The 20,806-nt window shown below is 72.2% G+C and carries 18 protein-coding genes; 8 read left to right on the forward strand and 10 right to left on the reverse strand.

Translation table 11 applies throughout. The features are described 5' to 3' along the window. Window positions 1–166: 166 nt before the first annotated feature. The gene (locus AB0H82_RS08270) at window positions 167–1,204 is read right to left on the reverse strand and encodes a methyltransferase (RefSeq protein ID WP_362990146.1); all 1,038 of its coding nucleotides are present in this window, start codon (window positions 1,202–1,204) and stop codon (window positions 167–169) included. Window positions 1,205–1,422: 218 nt separating this feature from the next. Between AB0H82_RS08270 and lon the strand changes: the two genes are divergently transcribed. Further along, window positions 1,423–3,837 (forward strand): endopeptidase La, encoded by a 2,415-nt coding sequence (lon, locus tag AB0H82_RS08275; RefSeq protein WP_362990148.1) that lies wholly within the window; start codon window positions 1,423–1,425, stop codon window positions 3,835–3,837. Between the two features lie 58 nt (window positions 3,838–3,895). Here the strand turns inward: lon and AB0H82_RS08280 are convergent, their stop codons facing one another. Then, complete coding sequence (locus AB0H82_RS08280) at window positions 3,896–4,729, reverse strand: lysozyme (protein ID WP_362990149.1); 834 nt, start codon at window positions 4,727–4,729, stop codon at window positions 3,896–3,898. A 259-nt stretch (window positions 4,730–4,988) separates the two neighbouring features. Between AB0H82_RS08280 and AB0H82_RS08285 the strand changes: the two genes are divergently transcribed. Then, entirely contained in the window at window positions 4,989–5,477 is a 489-nt protein-coding gene (locus AB0H82_RS08285) for a MarR family transcriptional regulator (RefSeq protein ID WP_362990151.1), read from the forward strand. A 48-nt stretch (window positions 5,478–5,525) separates the two neighbouring features. Here the strand turns inward: AB0H82_RS08285 and AB0H82_RS08290 are convergent, their stop codons facing one another. Then, on the reverse strand, window positions 5,526–6,371 hold the full coding sequence (locus AB0H82_RS08290; RefSeq protein ID WP_362990153.1) for a hypothetical protein: 846 nt from the start codon (window positions 6,369–6,371) through the stop codon (window positions 5,526–5,528). A 359-nt stretch (window positions 6,372–6,730) separates the two neighbouring features. On the opposite strand from AB0H82_RS08290, the gene AB0H82_RS08295 reads away from it, so the two are divergent. The 5 genes from AB0H82_RS08295 to AB0H82_RS08315 are packed head-to-tail and all read left to right on the forward strand — an operon-like array spanning window position 6,731 to window position 12,580. Then, window positions 6,731–9,739 (forward strand): nitrate- and nitrite sensing domain-containing protein, encoded by a 3,009-nt coding sequence (locus tag AB0H82_RS08295; RefSeq protein WP_362990155.1) that lies wholly within the window; start codon window positions 6,731–6,733, stop codon window positions 9,737–9,739. 8 nt (window positions 9,740–9,747) lie between these two features. Next, window positions 9,748–10,293 carry a roadblock/LC7 domain-containing protein gene (locus AB0H82_RS08300; protein WP_362990157.1) on the forward strand — a complete coding sequence of 182 codons (546 nt, stop codon included), beginning with the start codon at window positions 9,748–9,750 and terminating at the stop codon, window positions 10,291–10,293. Beyond that, complete coding sequence (locus AB0H82_RS08305) at window positions 10,290–10,715, forward strand: DUF742 domain-containing protein (protein ID WP_362990159.1); 426 nt, start codon at window positions 10,290–10,292, stop codon at window positions 10,713–10,715. The genes AB0H82_RS08300 and AB0H82_RS08305 overlap by 4 nt, the downstream gene beginning before the upstream one ends. Then, window positions 10,696–11,313 (forward strand): ATP/GTP-binding protein, encoded by a 618-nt coding sequence (locus tag AB0H82_RS08310; protein WP_362990161.1) that lies wholly within the window; start codon window positions 10,696–10,698, stop codon window positions 11,311–11,313. The genes AB0H82_RS08305 and AB0H82_RS08310 overlap by 20 nt, the downstream gene beginning before the upstream one ends. Window positions 11,314–11,341: 28 nt before the next feature. Next, complete coding sequence (locus AB0H82_RS08315; RefSeq protein WP_362990163.1) at window positions 11,342–12,580, forward strand: styrene monooxygenase/indole monooxygenase family protein; 1,239 nt, start codon at window positions 11,342–11,344, stop codon at window positions 12,578–12,580. On the opposite strand, the gene AB0H82_RS08320 is transcribed toward AB0H82_RS08315, so the two are convergent. From AB0H82_RS08320 to AB0H82_RS08335, 4 genes are all read right to left on the reverse strand, one after another. Beyond that, on the reverse strand, window positions 12,550–13,707 hold the full coding sequence (locus AB0H82_RS08320; RefSeq protein ID WP_362990425.1) for an NlpC/P60 family protein: 1,158 nt from the start codon (window positions 13,705–13,707) through the stop codon (window positions 12,550–12,552). The genes AB0H82_RS08315 and AB0H82_RS08320 overlap by 31 nt on opposite strands. 431 nt (window positions 13,708–14,138) lie before the next feature. Further along, window positions 14,139–14,390 carry a hypothetical protein gene (locus tag AB0H82_RS08325; RefSeq protein ID WP_362990165.1) on the reverse strand — a complete coding sequence of 84 codons (252 nt, stop codon included), beginning with the start codon at window positions 14,388–14,390 and terminating at the stop codon, window positions 14,139–14,141. A gap of 35 nt (window positions 14,391–14,425) precedes the next feature. Next, window positions 14,426–15,151: a TetR/AcrR family transcriptional regulator gene (locus AB0H82_RS08330; RefSeq protein WP_362990167.1), complete on the reverse strand. Its 726-nt coding sequence runs from the start codon at window positions 15,149–15,151 to the stop codon at window positions 14,426–14,428. A 107-nt stretch (window positions 15,152–15,258) separates the two neighbouring features. Further along, the gene (locus AB0H82_RS08335) at window positions 15,259–16,197 is read right to left on the reverse strand and encodes a diiron oxygenase (RefSeq protein ID WP_362990169.1); all 939 of its coding nucleotides are present in this window, start codon (window positions 16,195–16,197) and stop codon (window positions 15,259–15,261) included. A 126-nt stretch (window positions 16,198–16,323) separates the two neighbouring features. On the opposite strand from AB0H82_RS08335, the gene AB0H82_RS08340 reads away from it, so the two are divergent. Continuing rightward, window positions 16,324–17,430, forward strand: coding sequence for a ferritin-like domain-containing protein (locus AB0H82_RS08340; protein ID WP_362990171.1), 1,107 nt, complete (start codon window positions 16,324–16,326; stop codon window positions 17,428–17,430). Between the two features lie 14 nt (window positions 17,431–17,444). Here AB0H82_RS08340 and AB0H82_RS08345 read toward each other — a convergent pair whose 3' ends face one another. From AB0H82_RS08345 to AB0H82_RS08355, 3 genes are all read right to left on the reverse strand, one after another. Beyond that, window positions 17,445–18,905 (reverse strand): penicillin-binding protein 2, encoded by a 1,461-nt coding sequence (locus tag AB0H82_RS08345; RefSeq protein ID WP_362990173.1) that lies wholly within the window; start codon window positions 18,903–18,905, stop codon window positions 17,445–17,447. After that, entirely contained in the window at window positions 18,902–20,275 is a 1,374-nt protein-coding gene (locus tag AB0H82_RS08350; protein WP_362990175.1) for an FtsW/RodA/SpoVE family cell cycle protein, read from the reverse strand. Before AB0H82_RS08350 ends, AB0H82_RS08345 begins: the two co-directional genes overlap by 4 nt. A 62-nt stretch (window positions 20,276–20,337) precedes the next feature. After that, the gene (locus AB0H82_RS08355; protein WP_362990177.1) at window positions 20,338–20,790 is read right to left on the reverse strand and encodes an SH3 domain-containing protein; all 453 of its coding nucleotides are present in this window, start codon (window positions 20,788–20,790) and stop codon (window positions 20,338–20,340) included. Between the last annotated feature and the right edge of the window lie 16 nt (window positions 20,791–20,806).

Genomic DNA, 20,806 nt, shown 5'->3' on the forward strand with positions numbered 1-20,806 from the left:
GGTGCTCCGCGCCTTGGCCGCCGTGGGCTGCCGCCTGTCTCGGTCTCGGGTGCCGGCCGGGTGTGGCTGGGCGCGCAGTTCCCCGCGCCCCTGGGCGGCGGTGACGCGCTGTCGTTCGGCTCGTGCTCTGCGCCCCTGGGCGGCGGCTTCGTTTCGCGGCGTCGGCTCAGGGGGCCGCTACTGCCTCCACGATTGAGGGGAACGTGTCGGTCGGGAGGATGCGGGTCAGGCGGAGGCCCGCGCCTACGAGTAGCGCGGCGAACTCGTCCTCCGTGCGTTCCTGGCCGTCCACGATCGCCGCCATGGCCACGTCCAGGGTCTTGCCGATGTGCGGCTCGTTGCCGGACGGCAGGACGCAGTCGACGATCAGGAGGCGGGCGTCCGGGGCCATCGCCGCGCGGCAGTTGCGCAGGATCCGTCCGCAGTCGGCGTCGGGCCAGTCGTGCAGGACGTGCTTGAGCACGTAGATGTCGCCGCCCGCCGGGACCTCCGCGAAGAAGTCCCCGGACTCGGCCCGCCACCTGCCGCGCAACTCCTCGTCGCCGCCCAGGAGGTTCGTGCTCACCGCGGGCGTCTGGTCGAAGAGGACGCCGGTCAGGCCGGGCCGCCCGCGCAGGACCGCGCGCAGCAGCCCGCCGCGGCCGCCGCCGACGTCCACCACGGTGCCCTTCTCCGGGAAGGGGTACGTCCCGGCGATCACCGCGTCGACCGGACCCGAGAGCGACGCCATGCCGCTGTCGAAGAGCTCCCGCAGCGCGGGGTCCTCGGCCAGGTACGCGAAGAACGGCTTGCCGAAGGCCCGTTCGAAGGACGGGCCCGCCGTGCGGACCGTCTCCTCAAGACCCGCGGAGGTCCGCCGGAACGCCTGGTCGGTCAGCAGCACGACCGCAGGGTGCAGGGAGTCCGGCACATCGGTGCGGAGCGCGTCCGCGAGCGGGGTCAGGTGGAACGCGCCCGCCCCGTCCTCGCGGAAGACGCCGCGGGTGGCGAGAAAGCGCAGGACGCGGCGGAGGTGTCCGGCGTGGGTGCCGGTCAGCTCGGCCAGTTGCTCGGCGGTGCGCGGCCCCGCCGCCAGATGGTCGGCCGCCCGGCAGAGCGCCGCCGTGCGCAGCGCCGCCGAGAAGAGATGCCCCAGTGCGTGCTCCACGAGCTGCCCGGTCACGTCCCGCACGCCACCGTCACCGTTCTCGGGTGTGTCCACCATGGATCCCCTCCGTGGGAGTCGGAGCGTCCACGGTCCCAAGGGGACGGCCGGGAGGGAACGGTACGTGGGGGGGTGCGTGACCGGAACGAGCCACGGCGAGCCAGGGCCCCGAGCCACCCTTTTTCGTGATCGCTCAGAGCGAACACGGACCGGGGAACAACTCGGCGCTCATAACCATTGAGTCGATACAGCTCAACTTGAATGCCGAAGGGGAGATCATGGCTACTGAGTCCACCTCGTACACACCGCTCACTCTGCCCGTGCTGCCGCTCGACGACGAGGTGGTCCTGCCCGGCATGGTGGTTCCGTTCGACCTCTCCGACGCCGATGTGCGCGCCGCGGTGGAGGCCGCCCAGGCCGCCGCCCGTTCCAGTGGCGACAGCAAGCCGAAGGTGCTGCTTGTTCCGCGCATCGACGGGACGTACGCCGCGACCGGTGTCCTCGGCACCGTCGAGCAGGTCGGCCGGCTCTCCGACGGCGACCCCGGCGCCCTCATCCGCGGCCGGAGCCGCGTGCGCATCGGCGCGGGCACGACCGGTCCCGGCGCCGCCCTCTGGGTCGAGGGGCAGCAGGTCGAGGACTCCGTGCCCGACCCCCTGCCCGGTGCCGTCACCGAGCTCGTCAAGGAGTACAAGGCGCTCGCCACCAGCTGGCTGAAGAAGCGCGGCGCCTGGCAGGTCGTCGACCGGGTCACCCAGATCGACGACGTCTCCGCGCTCGCCGACAACTCCGGTTACTCGCCGTTCCTGACCACCCAGCAGAAGGTCCAGCTCCTGGAGACCGAGGACGCCGTGGCCCGCCTCAGGCTGGCCACCGAGCAGCTGCGCGAGCACCTCGCCGAGCAGGACGTCGCCGAGTCCATCGCCAAGGACGTACAGGAGGGCGTGGACAAGCAGCAGCGCGAGTTCCTGCTGCGGCGCCAGCTCGACGCCGTCCGCAAGGAGCTGCGCGAGATCAACGGCGAGAAGGAGGGCGAGGAGTCCGATGACTACCGCGCCCGCGTCGAGGCCGCCGACCTTCCCGAGAAGGTCCGCGAGGCCGCCCTCAAGGAGGTCGACAAGCTGGAGCGCGCGAGCGACCAGTCGCCCGAGGGCTCCTGGATCAGGACGTGGCTGGACACCGTGCTCGAACTGCCGTGGAACGAGCGCACCGAGGACGAGTACGACATCAAGGGCGCCCAGCGGATCCTCGACGCCGAGCACGCGGGCCTCGACGACGTGAAGGAGCGCATCACCGAGTACCTCGCCGTGCGCAAGCGCCGCGCCGACCGCGGCCTGGGAGTCGTCGGCGGGCGCCGCGGCGGCGCCGTGCTCGCCCTCGTCGGCCCGCCCGGCGTCGGCAAGACCTCGCTCGGCGAGTCCGTCGCGCACGCCATGGGCCGCAAGTTCGTGCGGGTCGCGCTCGGCGGCGTACGGGACGAGGCGGAGATCCGCGGCCACCGCCGCACGTACGTCGGGGCGCTGCCCGGACGCATCGTGCGGGCCATCAAGGAGGCCGGGTCGATGAACCCGGTGGTGCTCCTCGACGAGATCGACAAGGTGGGGTCGGACTTCCGGGGCGACCCGGCCGCCGCCCTCCTCGAAGTCCTCGACCCGGCGCAGAACCACACCTTCCGGGACCACTACCTGGAGGTCGAGCTGGACCTGAGCGACGTCGTCTTCCTCGCCACGGCGAACGTCCTCGAAGCCATCCCGGAGGCGCTGCTCGACCGCATGGAGCTCGTCCGCCTCGACGGCTACACCGAGGACGAGAAGGTCGTCATCGCCCGCGACCACCTGCTCCCGCGCCAGCTCGACCGGGCAGGACTGGAGAAGGACGAGGTCATCCTCGACGAGAGCGCGCTGCGCAAGCTCGCCGGCGAGTACACGCGCGAGGCCGGCGTGCGCAACCTGGAGCGGTCGGTGGCGCGGCTGCTCCGCAAGGTCGCGGCCCAGCACGAACTGGGCGACAGGGAGCTGCCGTTCACCGTCACCGACGACGACCTGCGCGGTCTGCTCGGGCGGCCGCGGCACGTGCCCGAGTCCGCGCAGGACCCGGCCGAGCGGCGCACGGCGGTGCCGGGCGTGGCGACCGGGCTCGCGGTCACCGGGGCGGGCGGCGACGTGCTGTTCGTGGAGGCGTCGCTCGCCGACCCGGAGACCGGCGCCTCGGGGCTCACGCTCACCGGCCAGCTGGGTGACGTCATGAAGGAGTCGGCGCAGATCGCGCTGAGCTTCCTGCGCTCGCGCGGCGCGGAGCTGGAGCTGCCCGTCGCCGACCTGAAGGAGCGCGGCGTGCACATCCACTTCCCGGCGGGCGCCGTCCCCAAGGACGGGCCGAGCGCGGGCGTCACGATGACGACGGCCCTCGCGTCGCTGCTCAGCGGGCGGCTCGTCCGGACGGACGTGGCGATGACCGGTGAGGTCTCGCTGACCGGCCGGGTCCTGCCGATCGGCGGCGTCAAGCAGAAGCTGCTCGCCGCGCACCGCGCCGGGATCACCACGGTGATCATCCCGAAGCGGAACGAGGCGGACCTCGACGACGTGCCTGCCGAGGTCCTGGAGAAGCTGGACGTGCACGCGGTGACGGACGTGCGCCAGGTGCTCGAACTGGCGCTCACCGAGGCGGAGGTGAAGGTCCCGGCCGCGGCGTAGGGCGCCGTGGGTGAGCGGTGGCCGGCCCGGCGTCGGGGCGGCCACCGCTCACGTGTGCTCAGCCGTTGGCGAGCGCCTGCACCCGGTCGAGGGCGCCGTTGAACTTGTTGTGGTCGCCGACCGTCGGTCCCGACGAGGTGTACTGCCACATGGTGTGGAAGCCCCAGCCGGCCGGGAGTTCACCCGGGCTGGTGTTGTAGCGGGCGATCCACAGGGGGTTGCTGGCGCCGAAGCCGCTGTAGTTGCCGGTGCACTGCTTCCACCAGCTGGTGGCGGTGTAGATGACGGCGTCGCGCCCGGTGCGGGCCTTGTAGGTGTTCAGGAAGTCCCGGATCCAGCTGACCATTCCGGCCTGGGTCTTGCCGAAGCAGGCCGCCCCGTACGGGTTCCACTCGATGTCGAGGGCGCCCGGCAGCGTCCTGCCGTCGCGCGACCAGCCGCCGCCGTTGTCCACGAAGTAGTTGGCCTGGGCGGCGCCGCTCGCGGTGTCGGGGGTCGCGAAGTGGTACGCGCCACGGATCATGCCCACGTTGTACGAACCGTTGTACTGCTGGGCGAAGTAGGGGTTCTTGTAGTACGTGCCCTCGGTGGCCTTCACGTAGGCCCACTTCACACCGCTGTTCCACAGCGTGGACCAGGCGACGTTGCCCTGGTGGCTGCTGACGTCGACGCCCTCGGTCTGCGTGGCGCCGCCGCCGCTGGGCAGGCCGCCCTGGCCGTCGTGCTCGATGACGCCCTGGCCGAGGCGGGCGGAGCCGCGCGGCGGGACGTCGTCCGCCCGAGCCGCCGTGGGGAGCGTCAGGAGGAGGGAGAGGGCGGAGAGAGCTGCGAGGAGAACCCCCGCCGGCGACAAGCGCGAGCGGCGGGCCGGTCCGGGTCTGTGCACGGGCATGGGTATGCCTCCGAAGGCCTCGGTGGTGCGCTGGGGGGACCTTGCGACATGTCGAATGGTGTGAACATGTCACTTAAAAAGCTACGCACGTAGACCACTGCCAGGGAAGAGGGGCGAGGCGCTGCCGTTGGTCCACTCCTGTGGCGGTGCCTGCCGGACGGGACCGTCTCCACCTTGCGAAATACTGGTCAGGCCGCTGCCGCCACGGCCGCGGCGCGAGGGCCTTCCGGCGATAACTTTCAGAATCGGGAAAGCGGACATGGGTGCTGCAGAAGAGCGTGTGGAGCGCGGCGCGCGGGATGCCGTCGAACAGGGGGAGGACCGTGAGTTCCTCGCCCTCGAACGGGAGTTGTCGGTCCTGCTGCGCCGCGCGCGGGCCTCGTCGGGCGAGATGGCCCGCCAGGTCCACCCCGACCTGGAGCCCGCCGCGTACGGACTGCTCGTCCGCCTGGACGACTCCGGGCCGCAGCGGGCCACCGACCTCGCCGCCTACATCGGTGTCGGCAAGGCCACGATGAGCCGCCAGCTGCGGGCACTTGAGGAGCTCGGCCTGGTCGCCCGCGAGCCTGACCCGGCCGACGGGCGCGCCTGGCTCATCCGGCTCACGCCCGACGGCCGCACCCGCTTCCGCACGGTGCGCGCCGCCCGCCGCGCCAGCTACGTGCGCCGTCTGGCCAGCTGGGACCGGGCGGAGGTCGCCGAACTCGCCCGGCTCCTCGGCCGCCTGAACGCCGGTGCGGACTCGTGAGCCGTACGCGCGCACCCCGCACATGATCCGGACCTCTCGGAGCCCGTGTCACAGCTCCGCGTAGACGACCGCCGCGTCGTCGTGCCGCTTCCCGCGCGGGAAGGCGAGGCGGTCCGGGTCCGCGCGCTCCAACTCCCGCACCCGGTCGATCAGGTGCTGCGGGCCCTCCTTGCGCAGCAGCGCGAAGCACTCGGCCCAGTCGCCCTCGCGGAACGTCTCGACCCACCGCCCGGCCCCGTCGGTGAGCGCCGCCACCGCCGTGACCACCGCCCGCGGGGTCTCGCCCGTCACGGCGCGCAGGGCGGCCGAGGGGTCGGCGGCGGCGGTGAAGAAGCCGTCCTCCGCGTTGCGCAGCGCCTCGACCGCGACGCCGTAGGCACGGGCCGCCACGTCCCGCTCGGCCGAGCCGCGGGGCAGGGCGCGCACCTCGTCGCGCAGGGCCCGGACCGCGGGTGGCAGTTCGGCGAGGCGGCGGTCGAGCACGGCGGTCACCGCGCCGCCCGGGCCCGCCATGAGGAGCGCCGAGTCGGACAGGACCAGGTGCTCGACGCGTTCCGCGTCCCACCGTACGAGCACGACGGTTGCCTGTGGTGTGCGCGGGTGAGAAAGGTCACAGGTTGAACCATGGGACTCGGCGGTACGAGAGATGCCGGCCGCGAGGATCTCAGAGAGCGTCATATCCGGGCGTGAAACGGACAGTTCGCCCAGTGCGCCGCCGAGGCGCGAAGTGAACCAGGGGACGGAATGCGGACAGCCCACCGAGCCCTCGGGCGGCGTCACGCCGTCCAGGAGGACGAGCGATCCACCCTGTCCGGACGCGGGAAGCGCGACCGCCGCGTAGTCCTCGTTGGGGCGTGCGGGGTCGCCGGGCTCGGTGGCGAGTTCGATGCGCATCCGGCCAGTCTGCACGAGCCCTTCACAAGGCCCGCCAGAAGCCGCAAAGGGGCACCGGACCGGCTCGTACGGGCGGGCCGTGCGCCGGAATTCGACCGGAATGATCAACTCCGGCAAGGGTGTGGCGGCGCATCCTGCCAAAGCCGGTGGGAGACGTCCAACCGGCGCACCGGTCGGGCCCCGCATCGGCCCTGCCGGGACTTGCCCGCCAACTCCCCGCCGATGTTCACTCCTTCGGGTGGCCGGCCAGGCGATGCGCGACCGCTACTCACCGGCACTGGAAGGGTCAGGAGCCGTACCGGGGGGAGCGCTCGTGTTGACAGGTCGTCACCCGGGCCCATGGGCAGACGAGAACGAGAATGCGAGCACCGGTGCAGAAGATGCGGCCTCGGCGCAAAGGCAAGCAGACGGCCCCTGACGGGGCCACGCCGGGCGCGACCACTCCGACCGAGCGTGCGCCGGAGGGTACGGCCACGGACGCCTCCGCGGGCGCGGCTCCACCCCCTGGAGCCGCTTCCTCCCCGGACGCCGGGGCGGGCGTGAAGCCGGCCGCCGCTCCGGGCCGGGCCGCAGCCCCCGGCGGCAAGGCCACCGCACCCGGCGGCAAGGCCGCCACGCCTGCCCTGAGGCCCGTCGGCCCCGACGCCTCCGCCGCGACACCCCCTGCCCCGGTGCCCCCGGTCAACAAGGCGCCCACCGCCCGCGTGCGCAATCGGCTGATTGTCGCCGTCGCCGTCGTGGCCGCCGCCGTCGCGGGAGCGGGCGCGCCCGCGATCATCGCGGCGTCCGACCGGCTGAACGACACCCAGAGCCTGGTGACGCTCGCCGAACAGACCCAGCAGGCGGTCTCCCTCGGCCACTCCCTCGCCGACGAGCGGGACGAGGTCACGTCCTTCATCGCCGCCGGGCGCCCGCAGGGCAAGGGCCTCTCCGAGAGCCGCAGCGCCCGCGTCGACCGGCAGGTCGACGAGCTGCGCGGCGCCGACGCGCCCGCCGCGCTCCGCGCCGACCTCGCGGACATCGCCGCCGTGCGCAGAGCGGCGCTCACCGGCAAGAGCACCGCTCTCCAAGCCCACGAGGCGTACACCAAGGTCATCGCCGAACTCCACGGCCTCACCCGCGACCTCGCCGAGCAACTGCCCCCCGAGGCGAACAAGGGCGCACTCGCCCTCGCCGACCTCGACCACGCCGTCGAACAGGCCGCCGCCGCCCGCGGCCTGCTCCTCGCCGCCCTCTCCCTGCCCCGCCCCACCGGCACCCCCGCCGTCGACCCGGTCACCGGCCTGCCGGCCACCGGCACCGACGAGGCCACGGCCGACGCGAAGCGCCGCGACGAGCTCAGCGGCGCCGCCCAGCAGGCCCGGGTGCGCGAGCTGGCCGCGCTCGCCGACTTCCGCGACGCGGCGGGCGACCCGGCCCGCGCCACGTACGAGTCGACCGTCACGGGCGCCGAGGTCAGCGCCGCGGAGAAGTACCTCAAGCGCCTCACCGACCAGCCCACGCTCTCCGCCGACGAGCGGCGCTACGACCGCAAGAAGGTCGACGCCGCGCTCTCCGCCCGCATCGAGACGATGCGCGGCGCCGAGTCCGCGCTCGGCGTCGAGCGCACCAAGCACCTCGCCCAGCTGCGCGACGACGACGTCACGGCCCTGGAGATCCGCATCGCGCTCGTCGGCGTCTGCCTGCTCGTCGCGGTCGGCTTCGCCATGGGCGCGGCCCGCTCGCTGACCCGCCCGCTCGCCGTCCTGCGCCTCGGCTCGGCCCGCCTCGCCACCGAGCCCGCGCCCCAGGAGCCGATCCGCTTCACCGGCCGCGACGACGAGTTCGCCCAGGTCGTCCGCTCCGTCAACGCGCTGCACGGCCACGCGGCCGCCCTCACCGAGCGCCTCGCCACCCTCGAATCGGACCGCAAGCACCTCATCGGGCAGCGGCAGTCCATGGCCGACGAGCGCGCGGCGCTGCGCGAGGAGCTCGCCGAGGCCTCCGCGCACCTGGAGCAGGTGCGCCAGTCCATCCACGGCACCTTCGTCAACCTCGCCCTGCGCACCCTCGGCCTGGTCGAGCGCCAGCTCGCCGTCATCGAGAACCTGGAGGACCGCGAGCAGGACCCCGACCGGCTCGCCACCCTCTTCAAGCTCGACCACCTGGCGACGGTCATGCGCCGGCACAGCGAGAACCTCCTGGTCCTCGCCGGCGCCGAGCACGGCCACCAGCACCCGGGCGCGGTCCCGCTCGTCGACGTCGTGCGCGCGGCGGTCTCCGAGATCGAGCGGTACGAACGCGTCCGCATCGCCACGCTGCCGCCGCACGCGCACGTGGCGGGGTTCGCCGCCGACGACATCAGCCACCTCACCGCCGAGCTCCTGGAGAACGCGACCTCGTTCTCGCCGCCGGACGCCTCCGTCGAGGTCTCCGGCTGGCTCCTGGAGAACGGCGAGGTCATGCTCTCCGTCCAGGACGAGGGCATCGGCGTCCCGCAGGACCGGATGCGGGAGCTCAACGCCCGCCTCGCGGACTTCGACCCCGACGCCGTGCACGACCAGGAGAGCGGGGACGGACTCGGGCTCGGCCTCTACGTCGTCGCGCGGCTCGCGGCCCGGCACGGGGCGCGGGTGCGGCTGCGGGAGCAGAAGCAGGGCGGTGTCGCTGCGGTCGTCGTGCTGCCCGAGGGAATCCTCGCGGAGGCGCCCGCGCAGGCCGCGGTGGTCGCGCCGCCGCGCGCCGGTGAGCCCCTGACGCAGCTGCCGGGCTCCGAGGCCGAGGCCAACTCCAACGTGCTTCCCGGGCGTCTGACCAGCGCCCCCGGTTCCGGTGAGGATCCGCTGATCGCGGCGGCCGAGCGGACCCTGGAGACGGCGCTCCCTTCGCCTTCTCCCGAGCCGGAGCCGGAGCCGGAGCCGGAGCCGGAGCCGAAGTCCGAGGCCGGGCCCGAACCGGAGCTGGAGTCCGAGCCCGGGACCGAGGCCGACTCCGAGCCTTCGCCGTCGGCGGAGACCACGATGGAGCTCGTGCCGCCCCAGCCCCTGGAGCCCGACCCCGACGAGGACCCGGACGACCCGGCCCCGGAGCCCGCGGCGGCGCCCGCGCCCCCCAAGTGGGAGCGCGTCACCGACAAGGGACTGCCCAAGCGCACCCCGAAGATCACCGCGCCCGCGACCGCCGCGCCCAGGCCGCGCACCGGCTCCGTGGACGCCGAAGCACTCCGCCGCCGCCTCGGCGGCTTCCACCAGGGCGCGATCAGCGGCCGACGGGACGTGGAGGCCGAGATCGCGGGGGAAGGCGCCGGGGAAGAGACGACGAAGCCGTCGGACCAGAATGAACGAGCCGCAGACGTAATGGGGGACTCAGTCGAGGAGGCAAGCAGTTGACTGCGCCCATGCGCACGCCCAGTTCGTCCGCCACACCCGCCGAACCCGCAGCATCCGCAACATCCGCAGCACCCGCCGCGCAGACCGGATCCGCGGGCCTGAGCAGTGAAGCCCGCAATCTGCACTGGCTCCTGACCAACCTGGTGGAGGAGGTGCCCGGACTCCTCTCCGTCGCGGTCGTCTCCTCCGACGGGCTGCTGCTGCTCTCCTCCGACCCCGGGCGCAACGCCGAGCGTCCCGCGGCGAAGCCCTCGGGGCCCAAGGGGTCCAGTGCGGACCTCGCCACCATCGTCTCCGGGCTCGGCTCCCTCACCATCGGCGCCGCCAAGCTGATGGACGGCGGCGCGGTCAAGCAGACCGTGGTGGCGATGGAGGAGGGCAGCCTCTTCGTGATGGCGATCAGCGACGGCTCGCTGCTCGGCGTGCACGCCACACCGGACTGCGACATGAGCGTCGTCGCATACCACATGGCGCTCTTCGTCGGCCGCGCCGGGCACGTCCTCACCCCCGAACTCCGCAGCGAACTGCGCCAGTCGATGGAGAGCGCCCGATGAGCAGCAGGAGCAGCAGCCGCACGTCGCCGAAGCTGCCCCAGCGCGGCGGCGACCGAAAACCCGCCCGTGTGCGTCCCTACTCGCTGACCGGCGGGCGGACCAGGTTCGGCCACGTCCTGCTCGTCGAGACGTTCGTGGCCAGCAACCCGGCGCTCGAAGCGCCCGACGAGCGCCTCGAACTGCCCAAGGGCACGCTGTCGAAGGTCATGCCGGAGATGCGGGCGATCGTCGAGATCTGCCGCCGCATGCGTACGGTCGCGGAGATCGCGGCGCTCCTGAAGATGCCGCTCGGCGTGGTCCGCGTACTGCTCAGCGACCTCGCCGACCAGGGAAAGATCCGCGTGTACGGAACGGGCCACGGCCCGGGACAGCCCGACCGCGCACTGCTGGAAAGGGTGCTGAGTGGACTCCGCCGTCTCTGAACTCCTCGACAACGAGGGTCAGTTGCAGGCCTGGCAGACGGACAGGTCACGTGCCCCGATCGCCACGAAGATAGTGGTGGCGGGCGGTTTCGGCGTCGGCAAGACGACGCTGGTGACCGCCGTCTCCGAGATCACGCCCCTCCAGACGGAGGCGCTGATGACGCAGGCGAGCGCCGACACCGACGACCTGAGCGGGACCCCGGAGAAGACGACCACCACGGTCGCCATGGACTTCGGGCGCATCACGCTCGACGACGACCTGGTGCTCTACCTCTTCGGCACGCCCGGGCAGCAGCGCTTCTGGTTCATGTGGGACGACCTGGTGCGCGGCGCGATCGGCGCCGTCGTGCTGGCCGACACCCGCCGCCTGTCCGACTGCTTCCCCGCGCTCGACTACTTCGAGAGCTGCGGCCTGCCGTACATCGTGGCCGTCAACCACTTCGACGGCAGCGAGAAGTTCGAGCCCGCGGACGTGCGCGAGGCGCTGACGGTGCCGCCGCACATACCGGTGCTGATCATGGACGCACGGCAGCGCATCTCGGTCATCGAGTCGCTGCTCGCCCTGGTCGGCCACGCGCTCGACGTAACCCCTGAGTAAGAGCCCTGAGGAAGAAGAAGGACCCCCTATGCGGAAGATACTTGTCGTCGGAGCCGGGCAGTCCGGGCTCCAGATCGCTCTCGGGCTCCAGGCGCAGGGGTACGAGGTCACCCTGATGTCCAACCGCACGGCGGACGAGATCCGGTCGGGCCGGGTCATGTCCACGCAGTGCATGTTCCACACCGCGCTCCAGCACGAGCGGGACATCCAGGCCAACTTCTGGGAGTCGCAGGCCCCGAAGATCGAGGGCGTCGGCGTCTCGGTCGCAGGCCCCGACTCCTCCCGCGTCATCGACTGGGTCGGCAAGCTCGACGGGTACGCGCAATCCGTCGACCAGCGCGTGAAGATGGCGGGCTGGATGGAGACGTTCGCGCAGCGCGGCGGCCAGCTGGTCATCCACGGCGCGGCCGTCTCCGACCTCGACTACTTCGCGCGCACCTACGACCTGGTGCTCGTCTCGGCGGGCAAGGGCGAGCTGGTGTCCATGTTCGAGCGCGACGCCTCCCGCTCGCCGTTCGACGCCCCGCAGCGCGCGCTCTCCGTGGCGTACGTCCACGGGCTCGGCCCGCGCCCCGAGCACCCCGAGTTCGACGCGGTGCGCTGCAACCTCGTGCCCGGCGTCGGCGAGCTCTTCGTCATGCCGACGCTCACCACGTCGGGCCGCGCGGACATCCTCTTCTGGGAGGGCATCCCCGGCGGCCCGCTCGACGTCTTCCAGGGCGTCAAGGACCCGAGCGAGCACCTGGCGCTCACCCTCGAACTCCTGGAGAAGTTCCTGCCCTGGGAGTACGCGCGCGCCACGAAGGTCGAGCTGACCGACGCGGGCGGCACGCTGGCCGGGCGCTACGCCCCCACCGTGCGCAAGCCCATCGGCCGGCTCCCCAGCGGTGGCCTGGTCCTCGGCGTCGCCGACGTCGTCGTCGCCAACGACCCGATCACCGGCCAGGGCTCCAACTCGGCGTCCAAGTGCGCCGCCTCGTACATCTCCTCCATCGTCGAGCACGGCGACAAGCCGTTCGACGCGGAGTGGATGCAGTCGGCGTTCGACCGCTACTGGGACACCGCGCAGTGGGTCACCAAGTGGACCAACGCCATGCTGGGCGCCCCGCCGGAGCACGTCCTGAACATCCTCGGCGCGGCCGGTCAGCTGCAACCGGTCGCCGACCGGTTCGCCAACGGCTTCAACGACCCGGCCGACTTCGAGAACTTCTTCTTCGACCCGGAGAAGGCGGCCGCCTACCTGGAGTCGGTGGCGCCCGGCGCCTGACCCGCGCCGTACCCGAGGTCGCTGCCCGAGGTGGCGCCCTCGGGCAGCTTCGGCGGCGTGTACGCCGACACGGCCCGGCCCCCGGGGTCGGGCCGCACCGCGCCGAGCACCGGGTTCGCCGCGATCGGCGAGACCTTGACGCGGGCGCCGGGGCGCGGTGCCTGGACGACCTTGCCGTCGCCCAGGTACATCGCCACGTGCGTGGCCCTGCGGAAGTAGACGACGAGGTCACCGGGGCGCAGCTTCGACAGGGGGATGCGGCGCAGCTCGGCCCACTGCTCCTGGCTGGTCCGCGGGATCTTCCGGCCCGCGTGCGCCCAGGCCCGCGAGGTCAGCCCCGAGCAGTCGAACGCCTTCGGGCCCTCGGCGCCCCACTTGTAGGGCCGGCCGATCTGCCGGACCGCGTAGTCGAGCGCCTTGTCGCCCTGGCGGGAGGGGGGCCGGGTGGCGGGGCTCCCACCGCGCGCCCCGCGCGCACCGGACGCCCCGTGTGCCCCGGGCGCTCCGTACGCCCCAGGCTCCCCGAGCGCGCCCGACGCCAGGAACTTCTCCTGCGCCTCGGCCGTGCCCGCCTCCTCCGCCTCCATGAGCGCGGCCAGCTGGTCCGCGCTCAGGGAGGAGAGCAGCTCCTCCACCTCCCGCAGCTGGCCCTCGACCTTGTCGCGCTGCTTCTTCTGGCGTGCGGCGAGCGCGGCCCGGTCCGTCAGTGCCTTCTTCGCCGCCCTCGCGAGGTCGTCCGCCTTCTTCTCGCCGCCGAGCAGCCGCTCCACCGTGGCGGCCCGGCCCGCGGCCATCCGCCCGATGACGTGACCCTGGTCGAGGGCGCGCTGCGGGTCGCGGGCGAGCAGCAGCCGTACGTAGGGGGAGAGCTCGGTGGTGCCCTGGTACTGCTGCCGGGCGAACAGGCCCGCGTCGCCCCGGCTGTCGCGCACGGCGGCGCGCGCCTTCGCCAGCGCGTCGTCCAGAGCCTTGGCTCTGGCTCGCTGCTTCTTCAGCTTCTCCTCGGTCGCGTTGTACGTCTCCGAGGCTTCCTCGGCCGCTTGGTAGAGCCGGTGAAGGTCCGTCAGGAGGGCGGTGACGCTGCGCCCTTCCGGGGTCGGGGCCGCCTGGGCCGGGGGAGCGGTCATGCACAGGGCGCCGAGGGCGGCCCCTGTGCAGACCCACCGCAGCAGCGTGTCTGACACGTCATCACCTCCGGTGCGCGGAGGGCTCTCCTGCGCGCAGGGTGAGCTTCCGGCCCGGCCGCGGGGGTCGCCTCCCGGCGGGGGTCGGTCGGCGCAACCTGGGTCACCCTTGCAGGGGGCGTCGGCGTGGCGGGTTGCGTCCCGTCGTCCACATCTGCGGGCGGGTGGGGGCTGACCGCGCAGTTCCCCGCGCCCCTGAAATCCCCGCGTCCCGCCGTTTGTGCCTGCGGGTGGGCGGTGGCTGGTCGCGCAGTTCCCCGCGCCCCTGAAATCCCCCCTGCGGGGGGGCGCTTCAGGGGGGCGGGGCGAAGGTGCGGGGTCAGGGGCGCGGGGAACTGCGCGATCAGCCACGACCTACCCGCAGAGGCGCACGGTCAGCGAGGTCCCGGTTTGGACCACGGCCACTTCAGGCCGCCACCCTTGTCGCCCTCCGGGTCGAACTCGTACTGCCACTTGCCGGGCCTGGCGGGGGTACGGCGGTACACGAGGACCGTCGGGGGACCGCCCGCGTCGTCGGGGACCGGGACGCGGTACGTCTTCGGGGGATGCCCCGTCGGCCCGACGAGGACCGGGAGCACCCGGCCGTCCAGGGGGCCGCCCACGAACGGGGTGTCTTCGCTCTTCACGCCCCCAGTGTCACACCACGCGGGGCGAAGAGGGCTCAGAGCAGGTGTGCCGCGTCGGCCACCACGGGCAGCACGCCCCGGGCGAGGTCGCCGACGGGGCCCTCCGGCGACTCCAGGGTCAGCGCCCACCGGACGACGTCCGCGGTCTGCGGGTCGCGTCCCGCCGTCGTCACGAGCACCGCCATGAACTGCTCCACGAGCATGTCCCGCAGGTCGTCGAGGGGCGGCTGCTTCTCCTCGTCCAGCCAGATCAGCGAGGCCGCCTCGACCGCCGTGATCCACATCCGTACCGTCATCCGCAGCCGCGGACCCGGCTCCGGCACGCCCAGGTGGCTGAGGATGTGCTCGGCGGCGGCCCGGCGCACGCCGTCGACGATGGCGGTCGTCCGTGAGGTCTCCACCACGCTGCCGCCCTGGAGCAGTGCGCTGAACCCCGTGTCGTGCTGGTCGACGAAGGCCAGGTACCGGTCGAGGGCCCGGGAGAGCCGCCGGGTGAGCGGCCCGTCCGGCGGCTCGGCGAAGCACTGCTCCAGGTCGTCGGCGGCGGACCGCAGCGCGGCCTCGTACAGCTGCTGCTTCCCGCCGGGGAAGTAGCGGTAGACGAGCGGGCGCGAGACCCCGGCCGCCTCGGCGACGTCGTCGAGGTTGACCTCCTCGGGCGCGCGGTGCGCGAAGAGGGTGAGCGCGGAGTCCAGCAACTGCCGCCGCCGCGCCTCGACGCTCATGCGACGGTAGGCAGGGGTGGCGGCAGGCGAAGTCATGCCCGCAGCGTAACTCGGGGTGCGCCCCTTCAGGGGCGCGGGACCGGGACATCTGCGGCTCCGCCGCGCGGGCGCGACCAGCCACAGCGCACCCGCAGCGAAGAAACCTAGGCGAGCAGCCCTGACGACCGCCAAAGCCGTCGCCCGACACCGCGCATCACACCGATGTCGTCCAAAAAGTCCGTGAGCCGCTTCGCCCCGCTCTGCATGACCTCCCTGCGGTGGCCGCTCGCCTTCACCTGGGCCACGGCCTCGCGCCGGTCGAGGCCGACGTTGGTGTAGACCTCGGGGTTCACGAAGGCGATGGAGAAGACCCGTGCGGCCTCGCCGCAGCTGAGGCGGGTGAGCTCGCGCTCCCAGCGGGGCGCGGTCACCATCTGGCGCCGCAACTCCTCCCGCGCGTACCGGACATGGCGCGCCTCTTCGACGACGTGGATGCGGGTCACGCCGCGCACCAGCGTCTGGACGCGCTCGTCCGGGAACGTGAGGCGCTGCATCCAGTCGAGGATCTCCTCGCCGAGGAGGGTGCAGGCGAAGGAGCCGGGGGTGGTGGAGACCGTCTTCAGGACGCGCGCGAGGTTGTGGTGGATGCGCGAGACCGGGTACGTCGGGGCGCCGCCCTTGTGGATCACCCGGGCGAACATCATCGAGTGCCGGCACTCGTCGGCGATCTCGGTGAGGGCGTACCGTACATGCGCGCTGGTCACGGACTTGTCGTAGATGTGCCGGACGAGCAGCTGCATCAGGATGATCTCGAACCAGATGCCGAGCGAGGTGAGCGAGGCGGCCTCGTGCCGGGCGAGGTCGAGCCGCTGCTCCTCGGACATCCGCTTCCACATCGGGGTGTCGTAGAGCGACACGAGCTCCGGCGGCCAGAACCACTTGCCCTCCTCAAGAGGGGCGTCCCAGTCGAGATCCTTGTCCGGGTCGAAGGAGTGCTTGGCGGACGACTCCAGGAGGCGGGCGGCGACCTGCTCCCGGTCCTTGAGCAGCCCGAGCGCGTCCCGCAGGCCGTCGAGCGAAACGTCTTCCGGCACGGTCGTCATGACTGTTCCTGCCTTGTCGCGGGGTTACCGGCGGTCAACTCTTATGAGACTGCTTGTCAGCAAGGCCGTCAATCCCTTGCGCGCGACTTGTTGACCCCTTGTCCATCAGCGTGTGAGCCTGCCGTCATGGCGACGCACGAGCTTTACACCAGTCCGCCGGCTGGGCTCAACTGGCAAGTACCGTCCGCCGGTTCGGCCCGTCTCAGCTGGGAGTACGACGATGGGCGCGACCGCCTCCTCGCTCTCTACCAGAAGGGCAAGGACAAGCAGTGGGACGGCGCCAAGCGCATCGACTGGGACCTTGAGGTCGACCCGCTCGACCCCCTCGGCACCCCCGACGAGTCGATGACCCTCTACGGCACGCCGCACTGGGCGAAGATGACCGAGAGGGACAAGGGCGAGCTGCGCAAGCACTACGCCTCCTGGCAGTTCAGCCAGTTCCTCCACGGCGAGCAGGGCGCCATGGTGTGCGCGGCCCGCATCGTCGAGTCGGTCCCCGACCTGGACGCGAAGTTCTACTCCGCGACGCAGACCATGGACGAGGCGCGGCACGCGGAGATCTACGGCCGCTTCCTGCACGAGAAGATCGGGATGCTCTACCCGATCAACGACAACCTCCAGTCGCTGCTCGGCGACACCCTGCGCGACTCCCGCTGGGACATGCCCTACCTCGGCATGCAGGTGCTCATCGAGGGCCTCGCGCTCGCCGCGTTCGGCATGCTCCGCGACACCACGGACAAGCCGCTGCCCCGGCAGATCCTCGCCTACGTCATGCAGGACGAGGCCCGGCACGTGGCCTTCGGCCGGATGGCGCTGCGCGACTACTACAAGCAGCTCACGGACGCCGAACTGCGCGAGCGCGAGGAGTTCGTCATCGAGGGCTGCTACCTGATGCGCGACAGGCTGCGCGGCGTCGAGGTGCTGGAGAACTTCGGGATCCCCGGGGCGCAGGCCCAGGAGTACAGCGAGCACTCCGAATTCCTCGCCCTCTTCCGGCAGTTGCTGTTCTCCCGCATCGTGCCGTGCGTCAAGGACATCGGCCTGTGGGGCAAGCGCCTCCAGGAGGCGTACGTCGACATGGGCGTCTTCGAGATGGGCGACGCCAACCTCGACCGGCTCATGGCGCAGGACGAGGAGATCGCCGAGAAGCTGGACGCGGAGCGCTTCGCGGCCGAGGAGCGGGAGCGCGTGGCGGAGGTCGGGAACGCGATCGCGTCGGGTGCGGCGGACTGACTCCACCGAGGAGGTCAGCGGGCGCTGATCGCCGCCTCCATCACCGCCTTCGCGATGGGCGCCGCGCTGCCGCCCCCGCTGATGTCCCCCCGGTCCGCCGACGCGTCCTCGACGACCACGGCGACCGCCACCGAGGGCTCCGGGTCGTCGGCCGCCTGCGCCCAGGAGACGAACCAGGCGTACGGCGTGCCGGAGTTGTCGATGCCGTGCTGGGCCGTGCCCGTCTTGCCGCCGACGGTCACGCCGCGGATCGCCGCGTTCGCGCCGGTGCCCTCCTCGACGACCTGCGTCATCATCTCGCGCAGCTGCGCCGCCGTGCCCGGATTCATCGCCTGCCGCAGCGTTCTGGCCCCCGTGGTGTCGACCACGTCGCCGTCGTCGCTCGTCGTACGGTCCACAAGGTGGGGTGACATGACAGAGCCGCCGTTCGCCACGGCCGCCGACACCATCGCCATCTGCAACGGCGTCGCCCGGGTGTCGTACTGCCCGATGGCGGAGAGCGCGAGCTGCGCCTTGTCCATCGACGTGTCGAAGTGGGACGCGGCGACGGACGACGGGATCCGCAGCCCGCCGTCGTCGAAGCCGAAGCCGCGCGCCGTCTCCGTCATCGGACCGAGGCCCGTGTCGACGCCGAGCTTCGCGAACATCGTGTTGCAGGACCACCGGAAGGCGTAGCGCAGACTCGCGTTCTTGCAGCCCTCCACCTCGTTGGTCAGCTGTGTGGTGGTGCCCGGCAGCGTGTACGGGCTCGGGGACTTGGTCGGCGCGTCCAGGTCCGTCACCGTGCCCGAGTCGAGCGCCGCCGCGGCCGTCACCACCTTGAACGTCGAGCCGGGCGGGTAGGTCTGGCGGATCGCCCGGTTCAGCATCGGCTTGTCCGGGCTGCCGTTCAGCTCCGCCCAGCTGTCCGCGACCGAACCACGGGTCCCGGAGAGCCGTTCGGGGTCGTACGAGGGGGTGCTGACCAGCGCGAGGATCTTCCCGGTGGACGGCTCGACCGCGACGACCGCCCCGCGCTTGCCGCCGAGACCCGCGTACGCGGCCTGCTGCACCGGCGCCTTGATGGTGGTCTCGACCTTGCCGCCGGGGTTCTGCGTGCGGGTGATGTCGTTCCACAGGGGGAGCGGGGCGAGCATCGGATCGGTGCCGGAGAGGAGGTCGTCCTCGGTGTTCTCCAGGAAGGTCGTGCCGTACACCTGCGAGGCGAAGCCGGTGACGGGTGCGTACAACGGCCCGTTCCGGTACGTCCGTTCGTAGCGGAGCTGCTCGCCGGTGTCCCTGGAGCCGGTGACGGGCCGCCCGTCGACGAGGATGTCGCCGCGCGGCTGACCGAAGCGGACGATGGCGTTGCGGCGGTTGGCCGGGTTGTCGTCGAGCGCGCCGGCCTGGACGACCTGGACGCGGGTGGCGTTGGCGAGCAGGGCGACGAGCAGCAGCGCGCAGAACGCGGCGGCGTGCCGGATGTGCCGTGTCACGCGGTCTCCGCGGGGACGGGCTGGGCGCGCGCCGAGTCGCTGACGCGGATCAGCAGCGCCACGATGATCCAGTTGGTGACGACCGAGGAACCGCCCTGCGCGAGGAACGGCATCGCCATGCCGGTGAGCGGGATGAGCCCCATGACGCCGCCCGCGATCACGAACACCTGGAGCGCGACGATCGAGGCGAGCCCGATCGCGAGCAGCCGCCCGAACGCGTCGCGCAGCGCGAGCCCGGCCCGGAAGCCGCGCTCCACGAGCAGCGCGTAGAGCAGGAAGATGGCGCAGAGTCCCGCGAGCCCCAGCTCCTCACCCGCCGTGGCCAGGATGAAGTCGGACTTCGCGGCGAAGCCGATGAGGATGGAGTGGCCGAGGCCGAGCCCGGTGCCGAGCATCCCTCCTGCCGCGAACGCGAAGAGCGACTGCGCGAGTTGGTTCGGCCCCCGTCCCGCGTCGATGGAGGCGAAGGGGTGCAGCCAGTCCTCCACGCGGCTGTGGACGTGCGGCTCCAGCGAGCCGACCGCGAACGCGCCGAACGCGGCGAGCAGCAGGCCGACCGCGATCCAGCCGATGCGGCCCGTGGCGACGTACAGCAGGATCACGAAGAGCCCGAAGAAGAGCAGCGAGGTGCCGAGGTCGCGCTCCAGGACGAGGACGCCGACGCTGAGCAGCCAGATCGCGACGATGGGGCCGAGGACGCGTCCGGTGGGCAGTTGGAGGCGTTCGAACCGCCAGATGGTGCGGCCGGTGTAGGCGAGGGCGTTGCGGTTGGCGGCGAGGTAGCTGGCGAAGAAGACCGCGAGCAGGATCTTCGCGAACTCGCCGGGCTGGATGGAGAAGCCGCCGACCCTGATCCAGATCCGGGCGCCGTTCACGGCGGGGAAGAAGATCGGCACGATCATCAGGATCAGCGCGGTGACGACGGAGAGATAGGCGTAGCGCTGCAGCACGCGGTGGTCGCGGAGGACGAGGACGGCGACGATGAAGAGGGCCACGCCGACCGTCGACCAGATCAGCTGGGCGGGCGCGGCCTCGTCGTTCGGGGTCTCCAGGTCGAGCCGGTAGATGAGGACCAGGCCCAGGCCGTTGAGGAGCACCGCGATGGGCAGCAGCAGCGGGTCGGCGTACGGGGCGCGGAAGCGGACGGCGAGGTGCGCGAGGAGGGCGAGCACACCGAGCCCGGCGCCGTAACCGGCGGCGCCGGGCGGGACGGTGCCGTGTCGGGCGAGGCCGACGTCGCAGTAGCCGTACACGGAGAGCAGGACGGCGACGACGAGCAGGGCGAGTTCGGTGCCGCGGCGCCGGGGGACGTGGACGACCCGGACAGCGGGGCCCGCTGGGGGTGCGGGGTCCGCGCTCGTTCCGGCCATGCCCGGAACGTAGCAAGCAATCGCCCTGAAGTCCGCTTATGTCGACTATGTCGGCCATGGCGTCAGCACCAGCGGGGCACCTTGCCGATGTTGGCGATGTAGTGCGCGGACCCCCAGGCCCAGGTCCCGTCGGTGAGCAGGTACCAGACGTAGTTGTTGGCGACGCGGTCGCCCTTGGTCCTGCAGAAGATGGTGACGACCTTGCCGTGGGGCACGCTGCGGACCACCTTGCCGCCGCGGGTCGGGGAGGTGCGGAGCAGGAGCCCCGACTTGGCGGTGACGCGGCCCTTGTAGACGGGTGGCTTGCTCTCGGCCTTCCGGGGCTTCTGGGCCTGCGGCTTCTGTGTCTTCTGTGTCTTCTGCGTCTTTTGGGTCTGCGTCTTCTCGGCCTTCTGGGGCTTGGTGACGTGGTCGGGGTCGTCCAGGGCCGTCGCCGGGCCGGTGACGGTGAGGGCGGCGAGGGCGCAGCCGGCGGTGACCGTGCCGAGCCGGATGGCGGTGGTCCGCAGGGACATGAGGACTCCTCAGGTG

This window comes from Streptomyces sp. NPDC050732 (genome assembly GCF_040654255.1).
In the GTDB taxonomy this organism is placed as follows: domain Bacteria; phylum Actinomycetota; class Actinomycetes; order Streptomycetales; family Streptomycetaceae; genus Streptomyces.